Source organism: Desulfurococcaceae archaeon MEX13E-LK6-19 (genome assembly GCA_029637525.1).
Taxonomy (GTDB): domain Archaea; phylum Thermoproteota; class Thermoprotei_A; order Sulfolobales; family Desulfurococcaceae; genus MEX13ELK6-19.
Genome location: CP072660.1, coordinates 659648 through 671829, shown reverse-complemented (window position 1 = coordinate 671829; position 12182 = coordinate 659648). Strand labels below are relative to the sequence as shown.

At 30.2% G+C, this 12182-nt stretch carries 11 protein-coding genes; all 11 read right to left on the bottom strand.

Translation table 11 applies throughout. From position 1 onward, the window contains the following. Window positions 1-125: 125 nt before the first annotated feature. Window positions 126-329 (bottom strand): hypothetical protein, encoded by a 204-nt coding sequence (locus J4526_03825; GenBank protein ID WFO75985.1) that lies wholly within the window; start codon window positions 327-329, stop codon window positions 126-128. A gap of 384 nt (window positions 330-713) precedes the next feature. Next, window positions 714-1580 (bottom strand): hypothetical protein, encoded by an 867-nt coding sequence (locus tag J4526_03820; GenBank protein ID WFO75984.1) that lies wholly within the window; start codon window positions 1578-1580, stop codon window positions 714-716. A 17-nt stretch (window positions 1581-1597) separates the two neighbouring features. Next, window positions 1598-2221: a hypothetical protein gene (locus tag J4526_03815; protein ID WFO75983.1), complete on the bottom strand. Its 624-nt coding sequence runs from the start codon at window positions 2219-2221 to the stop codon at window positions 1598-1600. Between the two features lie 296 nt (window positions 2222-2517). Then, the gene (locus J4526_03810) at window positions 2518-3528 is read right to left on the bottom strand and encodes a glycosyltransferase family 2 protein (GenBank protein ID WFO75982.1); all 1011 of its coding nucleotides are present in this window, start codon (window positions 3526-3528) and stop codon (window positions 2518-2520) included. Between the two features lie 255 nt (window positions 3529-3783). Next, window positions 3784-4797: an NAD(P)-dependent oxidoreductase gene (locus J4526_03805; GenBank protein ID WFO75981.1), complete on the bottom strand. Its 1014-nt coding sequence runs from the start codon at window positions 4795-4797 to the stop codon at window positions 3784-3786. 187 nt (window positions 4798-4984) lie between these two features. Further along, entirely contained in the window at window positions 4985-5680 is a 696-nt protein-coding gene (locus J4526_03800) for a hypothetical protein (GenBank protein WFO75980.1), read from the bottom strand. A 52-nt stretch (window positions 5681-5732) separates the two neighbouring features. Continuing rightward, entirely contained in the window at window positions 5733-6905 is a 1173-nt protein-coding gene (locus tag J4526_03795; GenBank protein WFO75979.1) for a glycosyltransferase, read from the bottom strand. Then, on the bottom strand, window positions 6902-8350 hold the full coding sequence (locus J4526_03790; GenBank protein ID WFO75978.1) for an alkaline phosphatase family protein: 1449 nt from the start codon (window positions 8348-8350) through the stop codon (window positions 6902-6904). The genes J4526_03795 and J4526_03790 overlap by 4 nt, the downstream gene beginning before the upstream one ends. Before the next feature lie 15 nt (window positions 8351-8365). Then, window positions 8366-10081 (bottom strand): hypothetical protein, encoded by a 1716-nt coding sequence (locus tag J4526_03785; protein ID WFO75977.1) that lies wholly within the window; start codon window positions 10079-10081, stop codon window positions 8366-8368. Beyond that, a complete protein-coding gene (locus J4526_03780) occupies window positions 10081-11334 on the bottom strand; it encodes a glycosyltransferase family 4 protein (protein ID WFO75976.1) in 1254 nt (417 codons plus the stop codon). Before J4526_03780 ends, J4526_03785 begins: the two co-directional genes overlap by 1 nt. Beyond that, window positions 11324-12160, bottom strand: a complete 837-nt coding sequence (locus tag J4526_03775) for a glycosyltransferase family 2 protein (GenBank protein WFO75975.1) — start codon at window positions 12158-12160, stop codon at window positions 11324-11326. The genes J4526_03780 and J4526_03775 overlap by 11 nt, the downstream gene beginning before the upstream one ends. Window positions 12161-12182: the final 22 nt, after the last annotated feature.

Below are 12182 nucleotides of genomic sequence, written 5' to 3'. Positions count from 1 at the left end.
TCTGAGGCATATATACATCATTGTTAAGAAATACTAGGTAATGTGTCCTATACTTTTAAAAGCATATACAGCTCCGCGATTACTACCTTCAGATCAACCACAATTCTTCTTCAATGGCAGTACGTCTAGTTATCCCTCGTCAATGAATTTTGGAAATATCTTGAGACAAAGTGTACGTTGTTATCTACAGACCCGTTGTCTACAAATATTGTGACTAAGTTCTCATAATAGGTTTCAAGTATGCTCCTCAAGCATTTGCCCGGTATCCTCGCTCCGAGCGCATGTAATCCGTTATAGTTAAGTACTATGATAACTATCTCCCTCTGCATATGAGATCACCTATGGTAATAATGCTTCTAAGATTCTAAGATCCTACGTACGCATTCAGCAATGACTCCCGTTGAGTAGTGCTTCTAGATAGTCCTTCTAGCATTGTTACGAAACTCTCTTTCTACCAATAACCTTAACTATAGCCTCAACAATCTCATTATCATTTAATCTCTTTATAAGTAATATTATTCTGAAAAATAAAGGATTTATAACACATATAATTAAAAATATCATTGTTGGAATCAAAGATAATTAATATAATTCTTAAAAGAAAGAATCAAATCTCTATTTACAGTATTCTTAATACTATTCATTAAGACTGATTTATGAACCATTTTTATAGTCTTAAATTTTATATTATTTGTATTAACAAAAACGATACATTAATAATATTTCCTAGTTAACTTTGAAAGAATCAATCTACCAATTCTTTTATCGTTCAATGCCTTGATTAAGTTAAGTGATGTTGCACGTGAAATGTTGTCGTTTTTTATTTTTGAAAATAAGATATTAATCCATAAAGATAAAGGTATTCTAAACGGTAATTCAATTTTCTGTTGTTCAACCATTTTGTTAATATGAAAAGCTAATAAGGCTGCTTCTCTACACCTAAGCAAGTCACATAATATATTAGATTTATATGAAAACCATTTCTTCACCGTAATGTAATCATTTAATGTATATATTCTTTCCTTGTAGATTGCATGTGAAACACATACTAGGGCTTCGGCAAAAGTTTCAAGCGTTGGGATCTCAGTACCATGGAAAGAAGTAACCCTACTATGTTCTAAAAGTAGGTCTCCATTAAGATAGATCATTCCACCAAGGGTTGGATGTACATAAACATCAATTACACAACATGATGATCTTAAAGTAACGCAGTACGGTTCAACAACCTCTATGAAAAAACCAAGCTCTTTAAGGCTTGAAACAATGTCTCCCAAAATATTGCGTTTTACTAAAAGATCTATATCTGAAGGAACATATACAACAGGTTTTACTAATTTAAAAAATACATACTTTCCTTCAAATTTTTTCAGCTTATTTTTAATTAATTCAATCATTTCAATTGTTAACTTAAATTTTCTTTCTTCACTATTTCTAACTTCATTATCCATTTCCGTTACTCTTAGAAAATGAAGTAAAACTTTATTATGTTTCGCGTTCCGTAGGACATGCTTATTTAAGTCAAATACATTCTTCTTATTATGAACCACTACTTCATAAACTATTTTAAAATATTCATTCATTTTGATCACCAATGCAATTAAAATATGATAGAAATTAATTCTTTCATACATGATGAAATATCCTTATTAGATGTATCAATTATTGGCACCTTGATATTTCTAGCTATAACATCATACAATAACAACTGCATAGGTATGGTATAAATAGTTATATCTTTTCGTCGCTGAATCAAAATATCTTTATTTGCTGTTATATATATGTTTTGACACAATTTATTGTTTAACGACAAAATAATTTTGCCTAAGAAACTTGTAATAAACTTATAGTCATGTGTCGTTAGGATCATCCACACAATAAAGTCTACTAGACTTCGCTCACCAATAACAACATAGCCCAATAGTCTAGGAAAGACATATCTAAAGAACCATATAGGAATAATTGAAATAACCTCTATAAACTGCCACAAAAATACAAAATTTGATGGAATTTTAATACCATAATAGGGGTTATCATGACCTTTAAAGTACTTAAATTTATTAAGAAACCTTGCGAGGACACTTGCAAAGGTATGAGTACCTCTCATCCAAGAAATTTTTGTTTTAATACCTTTGTGTGCAAATAATTGCGCCAACTCTCTTGCGAGCGTAGTTTTACCTGAACCGTCGGGACCGAAGAAACAAATAATTTTTTGTGGCGACATATTTCTTCAACCAAAACTAATTTTATTCTACAGGCTTAGCCCACGAGCCTTTCTAATATTTTATTTATAGAGAACTAAATGTTTTTAGGTTCCTTATTAAAGGGGAACAATAATACTGCTTGTTCTTTAACAAAATTAAGCATATGAAAACTATTTTTCATTAATCGAAAAGAAACGTCAATAATATTTCGTAGCAGAGATATCACTGTCCCAATTATTGAGCTGTATTGGTTCTCTATGTAGAATTAAAAATTTAATTAAATATAGATTATCGTTTATTATTGCTAGAAATTGAATTAGAGCCCGAGTATTTTTCTCACACTTTGGGGGAGTAATAAGTTTACATCGACACGCTTATTAAGAGCCTTATTTACTTCTTCATCGCTTATTTTTCTAATTTTTCTAATATAAGCCCTTTTCATTATCCCTATTTTTAATTCTCTTAAACCATCTATTATACCTTTTATCGCCGCAACAAGACAGGCCTTATTTTTGTTGTATAGGAAGCGGAAAACAAACATTATTGATACTATTAAAGATAGTGTTATTCTAGGTATTAACCATTTAAGTGAAGAATTTTTAGCAATAACTAAAAAATTATTTCTTATTATATAATAAACCTGCAAAGGACTGCCCGAACCCCATGTTACACTTCCAAAATGATAAGCATAAACATCAGCTATACAAGCAACTTTATAACCGATAAGCCTTAACCTCCAACAATAATCAGTATCATCATGATATACAAATAAATCTTCGTCAAACATTCCGGACCGGAAAAAGACGTCAGTTCTTGTTAAGAAAACAGCTCCACTAACATAAAAAGCCTCAGATAAAGGATAGCTTCGTATGTGTGAAACTATACTGGAAAAACCAGAAAAACCCATATCAAGACCACAAATAATATTTCCATTACCTTCAATAATTAATGGCTGAACCGCCGCTAAATTAGGATGTTCATTCAATACCTTTACAAGCTTGCTTACACAGTTAGGCCCAAGGATAGCATCATCATTTACGAATAATAGGAAGTCGGAATATTTAGCCAATAAAGCACCACGGTTATTTCCTCCACCCCATCCATAGTTTTTCTTTAATCGTAAAACTTTAAGATTGTACTTAGAACTATATTTTTTCTTTACATATTCAAATGTTCCATCATTTGAATTATTGTCAACTACTATTACCTCTAAATTGGGGTAATCTTGCATAAATATACTTGATAGTACTTTATCAAACAATTTACCTAACTTAGATACACTATTGTACGTGAGGATTATCACGCTAACTTTACACGTTCTCCCCACGGACATGCACCAATTCTATGTATTTATTTCAATACAATATATTTGTCATTATCCTAATCCTACAGACCACCTAGGTGTATTCACCTATCTATACTAAAAGTAAAGATAAAAGTTAAAAGGTTATTAATTAAGTAACAACCAATTAATAATTACATATCATAGCTATTACTCTATTGAACATAATTATGTGATTACTAATAAAGTTTAGCTAGAAATTTAATTTGAACCATCACTAGATAGTAAAACATAATCTAATTATTGGATATTAAACACTGTATTTCTAAGTCTAGAACTAATAATTCGTCTAATTGAATCCTTTACACTTATGAGAGATTTTATCCCTAATACTTTCTCTAACTTACTTAGATCTACTTGGAACTTCTTTTTATCTTCAGGAGAGAACATCATCGGTAAGCCCTTGTCAACAATTTGTATAGGGGGAGATATTTTTCCATTAGTAATCTCTGTTATAACTTCTTTAATTATTTCAGCTAACTCTATTATTGTTACAGGCTCAGGATAAACTAAGTTAATTATATGATACGAAGTTTCCTTGAATTCCTCATTTAATATTTTATCAATAAATATTTTAAAGGCTCTACATACATCGTTGATATCGATATATAACATTGGACGATACATACTATGTTTATATGGCGTTAAAGGTTTACCTTTAAGTCCATTGTTGATAAATATATTAGCCGCAGTTTTTTCAGGCATTCTTTCACCTAGTACTGTCCCTAACCTTATAACACCAAAAACTTTTTCAGACATTTCATCATAAAATCTAACTATACTTTCCTGAATAACCTTAGAAAGAGCATATAATTTTGCTCGTTCTTCAACCTTATCTGGCCTATAACCGAATTCCTCATTGATAATGCCAGTAATTTCCCTTTCACCAAAAACATGCCACGTTCCTGTCAAGACCATACCTTTTATCCTTTCATTTTCTTCAGTAACCTTACAGACATTTTGTGTACCAATAACATTGACTTCATAACCTAATTTCTTTTCTTTATTTATTCTAGGTATTTGTATTATTGCCGAATGTACTACTACATCCACGTCTTTCAATGCTTTTTTAATCGAATTATAATCACGGACATCGCCATAAACATACTCTATATTTGCTGGAAGATTTATAGGAGGCTTTATGTCTATTATTTTCACCTTTATAAAATTACTTAGATATCTGGCCAACTCAAAACCTATATATCCACTTCCACCAACAATGCCTACTTTGTATTCCATATACTCATTCATCATTAGACGCCCCCAAAGTATAGATAACCAATTATAGATAGTAATCCTTAAAGTTTTGCTATTTATTTTTTACCTTACATAGTCAATTATCTTAATGTTATTAATATTCCTTCTTAACAGAAACAACTTCTCCTCTGGCCAATTAGAAGGAAAAAGTTGTATATAGATAAAATTTAAGGTTTATACCACTTTATAGTATAAGCTCCCATTTATAAACTTTGTTTAATATTGTCAAGACCTCGTGTAGTGTATCTATTGGTGTTTTTTCGGTGTTATCTACAATGAATCCACCTAGATACTTGACAAGTTTTCTATACATGATGCGTTGCACAACTATATAAGGCCTAATTTTTTCCCTAATTATAGGAACGAGAAGATGAATATCAGTATCAGATAATCTTTTTGTTCTTCTTTCAATTATTGTTTTTTCATCCGCATCTAAACATATAAATACAGTCTTTCCTTTAGTTACGCTTTTAAAAGAAACCAGTAGTAAAAAACGTATTGGCAATGAATTCATAAAACTAATATCTCTGACAAAATAGACAAGAATGGTAACAATGGAATCAAGTAGGTACCTTTCTGCAATAATTATTCTTTTCGTACATAGTTGTTTAATCAGTATCATAATCAACTTAGGAAGAATACTTACAAACTCTATGTATATCCACAAGTATTTTGAAACTTTCGTCTTAAGTATTGGACGAGCATAGCCTATTTTTCTATAGAAATTATACAGAATAAAAGCAAAAGTATGGGGTGATCTTAACCATACATAATCAACTTTATATATTTTCGCATATAATTGAAAGACATGTTTTAACATTCTATACATTGTTGTTTTACCTACACCATCGGGGCCGCAAAACGATATTAGAACACCCATATCTTTACCCCTAATAGCTTAATCGACAATAATGAGAGGTGTTGTCGAGAATTTAAACATATCCCTTATTAATCAATTTTGAAATATAATTCTTGAGTAAATAAATTTGTTTATTATATAAATCAATTATATATTGTAGCCTACGTTTTTGATAAAGCACTTTATTATAATACATTTTATCGTCATTTGATAAATATATTATTGACTTCACAATGTCCTCTAGATTTTGAGGATACAAAGGAATGGATGCTGCTTCACCTAAAATCCAACAATAAGCTGGAACGGCAAAGGTTATTACAGGTAAATTACAAGCCATAGCCTCAACAATGACGTTAGGAAAATATTCATGACGTGAAAAATGCAATAAAAAGCCTGCTTTTTTCATAATCGATAAAACCTCATGTAAATGTCTATGACCTAGGAAAAAGATGTTCTTGTTAAGTAAATTATATTTAAAAGCCAATTTTTCAAGATATTTTCTAAGAGGACCATCACCAATCACAAAAAGCTTTGTCTCAGGAAAAATTTTTCCAAGCTTATTCATAACAGGTATCGCCAATTCTACTCTCTTTTCTGGTGTAAGTCTAGATACAACTATTATTGTTTTCTTATCTCTATTTCTTATGTCAACATCTTGAAAAAATTCCTGATCGGGTATGTTAGGTATGACTAAAAATTTCTTCAAACGTAGCCTTAATGATATCAAAGGATGATTAACAAGACTGAATGAATCACATAGTTTAGAAAATAAATAACAGAAATATTCTTTTACATTTATTGGTGTATTTACATAGAAAGAAATTATAGGTATATTAAATAGTTTGACAAATAACCGTAATACCAGTGTAAATATATGAGTATGATCGAAGAACAGAAACACTATTTTTATCCTTTTATTAAAAAATAATACTATACTAATTAACAATGATAAAGTTATTACAATAATTCTAAAACTGTAAAACAAAATATTAGAATAAGGTATTGCTACGTCTATTACTTTATCAAGGAAATAACCATTTTTATAGTGTTCTATCTTGATTTTCTTACTGATATATTTATCATAATACCCTCGGAAAACTATTATTTTATCGAAAGAGTCCCGAAATAATAGAAGTTTCCTAAATAATGCAGGGTGATTTAATATACTAGTTTTTTCTGATCCAATCCATATAGGATTATGCGGGATCACAAATAATACTTTTAATACTCTAATTAAAGGACTCACCCATATATCCCTCCTAAAGAAACTTTTTCTTTTATTTTGTACAATTTCTTTAACAGATAATATTTGCTAAGATAGTCTTTTTTCTCAAGTTGAGGTTGTAAAACCAATGGTTTACCATCAAAATGGGTTGCTAAAGGAATTTTCAAAAGAGATAATACTGTTGGAGCTATGTCATAGTTGTTGATATTTCGTACTTCGGAGGATAAATGTTTTCCATATATTATATATAATCCTGCTGGACTATGACGTGATGCTGCAAAGTAAATAAGTTCCTCCTTGTACGCACGATTATTGATAAAATGTAAACCTTTTTTAGGTACAACAAGAATTCCTTTTATACCTCCTATATCAAAAGGTGTAGCGTCTTCAATTAATTTATGTCTCTTTAATATACTAATGGCTTTTTTAAATATTTCATCATCAAGTATATATACAATAAAAGCATCATCAGCATCAACTTCATCAAAAAATATGGTACTATTGTTTACATTATTTATTTTATTACAGAATTTCTTTCGTGATCCAAAATATAACGATATGTAATGCCTAAGCTTATACCAAAGGCTCTGTTTAAACATTGAACTTAAGAGAAACCATGTTACATACTTAGATAAAGGGAGAACAAATATTTTCAGCAAGATAGCTCTTTTCGTTTCTTCTAAATGAAGACCTTTGGCCAATATACTGTAAACGTTTAACCTGTTTATATATACATTAAAACCATGATCAGAGACAATAACTACATAATCAAATTGTTTTTTCACATAGTCAATGAAGTCATCTATTAGTGAAAATACTTCCATAACCTTATCATTATGTAAACCAGCAGCGACAAACTGCAAATAATGCATTATAATATCAGGTTCCTTAAACATAACCCATAAGAAGTCTGGTTCTACTTCTTGAATTAATTTATGTATTCCTTCAATCTTTGCTTCAAGTTTTTGCGCCAAATCTACTATCCATTTATCACTTTCTTTACTGCCTTTAATTGAACATTGAAAGTATTTAAGGAACATATTAAATTTTCGAGGAAAGATTATTTTTTGCGGCGATGTATCATCACTCACTATTACGTGATTAAACAGAAACCATCCCGTTAAAGGATATGAAAATATATGATTTATGACAAGACTTTTCATTCCATTCATTGATAGTATTTCACTTAGGCGAGGATACTTTATATCAGTACTTTTGATTAGTACTGTTTTAACATTACCCTTTTTGTCTATTAAGGGTTTTGTAAATCCCAGTATTTTATGCTTTAGGGGGTGAACACCCGTCGATATAGATATCCAGGAAGGTGGAGTATATGGCGGTATACTCCAACAAATACCCCTCATACCATTTGAAGCTAGTTTTAAGGTGCTTTTGAATGCATCCTGGTAAGAGAGCAATACATGCCACGACATGCCATCAAGTCCTATTAATGCTAGCTTACCCATAGTATCGCACCTATGTTAATTAAGTAATACTATTACTTTTAAGCAATTATATACTAGAATATTGAATTTAAGATCGCAACAATATTCATTTTTACCGTAAACTTTTACATATAGGATTTGTTTGGATTTTATCCGTACATTATAAAACTCAAAGAGCTGTGGTTTATTAGCAATTATGTACGCATTTAAACCAAGCCTAATTTCTCTATCTACTTGTTTTGTATATTCACCAGTTATTAAAAATGATAAACTCTTTCCTATATTCCAATATGTATTATCCGGTATAGGTACTAAGTTGTATACGTCAGGGGAATATGATGGATCAAGAATGGCAACATTCACCCCCACAGACAATAGAATTATAAACAAGATTATGTTCATAAACCCCTTACGCCATAGTCTATACACATAGTTTATAGCCACTAGCAGTGCCAGTAAGTATGAAGGATATCCTATATATACTGATTGTTCACTAGTAAATCGTATCGCATAACCTAATATAATTAATGATATACTCACAAAAGACAGGGCACCAAAAAAATTACCATATAGGTTTTTCTTTTTATCCAAACGCATAAGTTTACTCAATAAGAATGCCGCAGAAATTGCAGGAAGGAATGCCCAAGAGTAAGCTAAATGTAATGGAGCTCTACTGTAATGGGGTTCTCTTATGCCACTAGTAATATTTTGCGTACTCTCGCCTGATAGAACATTAAAGATTGAAACCAAGCCATAGAAGAAGTTCCTGCTCGATTTAACAGTTATAATTAAGCCAGCTGTAATAAGCCAGTACGTCAGGGTTATAAATACAAACATTATGAGTATTATATGAAATATTCTTTTCTTATTATGATTAATAAAAACAATGAAAATTACTATAAAAAGTCCTGAAAGTAAAGAAAAAGTTGGATGTATAAGCGTCCCTGAAATTATTATTATAAGCAGTACTATTAAATCATTCACTTCTATTTTAATATCTTTTTTCAGGAGAACAGTAACCATAGTAAAGAAGAGCATATTGCTTAATACTCGTGGTATGAAATTAATCACTGATGTAGCTGGAGAAACATAAAATAAAGCCATGGATAATAATGCTATAATTATATTGTTTGAAATTCTTTTAGACAGAATGTAAATTAACATCATGAAAATTATATTAATACATAAAACGAACAAAACATGAGCAATAGTCTCTATAGGAAGACAAGTAATTAGAGAAAACACTGCTCTTAGATATGGTATAACATGAAATGGTTGATAATATTCATGCTCAGGATACTTATAAGGAAACCATTTATGCTCCTTAACTATCCTGTAGGCATACCCTATATACCTGCCTTCATCACTTGTTATAGGAACCCAGCCAACTACATTAAATGTTGTTAGTATCACTAAAGAAAATACAACAATTTGAATAGTAAGCAAAAAATATGATTTATGTATTTTAGATTCATTTACCAGCGATAATAAATAATAAATAAATAAAGTATTTGTTATCAGCACATAAATGTAGTACCAATAATTAGGTCTATAAATAATTGATTTTATAGAAGCTATTATTAATAATATCATTAAAAAAATATTTATTATTAATAGATATTTCTTACCATAGTCTAAATTACTTACACCCTTTTTAATTATGTTTGTATATTTTCCGCTAACACTATAGAGCAATAGGAAAAGTATTGTAAGGATTGACGAAATACTTGCTAAGAATGATATGAAGTTCATTAATTAAATACGTTTTCTAATTTATTTAAAATAATATGTTCATTAAACTTTTTATACGCATTCTCTATTAATTCATTACCTATATCTTCTATTTCTTTCTTCTCTAATGATGTTACAGATTCTATATTTTTTTGAAGTTCATTATAATTATAGGGATTGAAAAGAAATCTATATGCTGGTGTATTATAGACCATTTCGGGTATACCACCAACTCTTGAAGCCAATGGTATAGTTCCTGTAACCATGGCTTCCATCACAACATATGGTAAAGGTTCTTCCCATAATGAGGGAACAAGTACTGCCCAACTTTTTTGAAGTAAATTAATATACTGTTTTCTATCAATCCATCCTGTAATTACTAGATTCTCATTTCCAGCCAGTATATTTTTTATTCTATCAACTATCTCTATCGGACCAACCCCCATTTGCCATTTTAGAGAACTGTCACGTTTACCTAGAATGTTCATAAAGAAAGTTACCTTTTTGCTTTTAATATTGTTGGTTTTACGTAATACATCAATAGCAGCTTTCAACGCTATATAAGCTCCTTTGATTACATTACTACCACCCATATAAGCTATAATTGGGTAATCACTATAGTTTATTTTAGAATTAATATTCTTTAGATCATCCGGAATAGGGTTATAAATAACAGCAACCTTATTTTTTAATCCATTCATATATGAAATCAACAGTTCTTTTTGTCTATTGGAGACACATATTATTTGATCAGCTAGAGCTATATGTTGCGAGACAACATCATTGACAAAACTTAGTAAAAACGAAACAATGCCTCTTGCCAAGCTTCGTTTTTGAAGAATTTCATAGTATAAAGTTGAGTATTTAGAGTTTAATGTATGCCCATTCCAGTAAATTAATACAGATGATGCTGAAATTGGTTGATAATCATGTAGATGGACTATTATTTTCTTTTCTTCTTTCCAAGCCAGTGGGATTAATATATACGAATGATCTGTTATGTAAATTATGTCATGTTTATTTATAAGCTTTCTAATAAGATTAGACTTTATAATTTGCTCTGCCCATATACAATATTTTGAGGAAGATAGTGTATAAGGTATGCTGATATATTGTACGTTTTGAAGTCTATATGGATTTAATGTTGCTGTAAGTACTGTTATTCGATATTTTTTTGTTTTTGCAAGCAATTTAACGATCATATGTGTAGCATATGATCCTCCGGTACCCTCAGGAGGATATCTTTCGCTAACAACGAGAATTCTAGAGACCATGCCTTCTTATTTTCCCGTAATTATATGCAATAACTCTTAACATTAGTAATATTAATGTTTTCACTCCATCTTCTTTATATAACAACAAATATGGTATTTCCTTTAACCTAAAGAACTGCTTACGTCTAATTATAGGTATGTATCTAGAGAATCTCTTAACCTGCATATCCATACTTCCGTATTTAGATATTTTTTTGAAGAATTCAACAAAGGTATCCACATCTACGTGATAAAGAGCGTTTTTTATTGAAGCAAACTTTTTAGAGATCTTTAAGCACTCATAAAATAATATAGCTTCTTCATGTTCATAAACGTTCCACAAAAATACTAATGGGATGTTTTTATAAGCTTTCTCCACAACGTTTCTTCTAAATACACGAGGATACAATACCCCATGTAGAGGATTTAGTCTATATGAAATATCTTGCATGGTTTTCTTATCAGCAGCTATGAGTTTCTGAATCAAGGTCCTAGGTTTAAAAGTATGTTCTTCGAGGTGAACCATATCTATTCCTTTATCAATTGTTCTCTCAATATCATCCAACAGATTAGGTCTTTTAATTATGTGATCGGCATCCAGAAAAACTATTATATCACCTTTAGCAACCTTGAGCCCCTCTAACCGTGCTCCTAGAGGTTTTTTATTTGAGAAAATAATTTTGCATCCATATTGTTTCGCTATATCTATAGTACCGTCAGTACTATATCCGTCAACAATAATGACTTCATATTTTCTTTTTGGATACGTTTGCATTACTATACTCTTAAGACAAAGACTAAGAGTTTTTGCAGAGTTCTTAGTAGGTATTATTATACTAATTTTCATTCTTATTATTTAACCATATGAT

Bases quoted from the DNA above. Each gene is read 5' to 3' on its own strand.
- J4526_03800 (WFO75980.1), bottom strand. From the start codon at position 5,680: ATGGGTGTTCTAATATCGTTTTGCGGCCCCGATGGTGTAGGTAAAACA.
- J4526_03790 (WFO75978.1), bottom strand. From the start codon at position 8,350: ATGGGTAAGCTAGCATTAATAGGACTTGATGGCATGTCGTGGCATGTA.
- J4526_03780 (WFO75976.1), bottom strand. From the start codon at position 11,334: ATGGTCTCTAGAATTCTCGTTGTTAGCGAAAGATATCCTCCTGAGGGT.
- J4526_03820 (WFO75984.1), bottom strand. From the start codon at position 1,580: ATGAATGAATATTTTAAAATAGTTTATGAAGTAGTGGTTCATAATAAG.
- J4526_03805 (WFO75981.1), bottom strand. From the start codon at position 4,797: ATGATGAATGAGTATATGGAATACAAAGTAGGCATTGTTGGTGGAAGT.
- J4526_03785 (WFO75977.1), bottom strand. From the start codon at position 10,081: ATGAACTTCATATCATTCTTAGCAAGTATTTCGTCAATCCTTACAATA.
- J4526_03775 (WFO75975.1), bottom strand. From the start codon at position 12,160: ATGAAAATTAGTATAATAATACCTACTAAGAACTCTGCAAAAACTCTT.
- J4526_03815 (WFO75983.1), bottom strand. From the start codon at position 2,221: ATGTCGCCACAAAAAATTATTTGTTTCTTCGGTCCCGACGGTTCAGGT.
- J4526_03825 (WFO75985.1), bottom strand. From the start codon at position 329: ATGCAGAGGGAGATAGTTATCATAGTACTTAACTATAACGGATTACAT.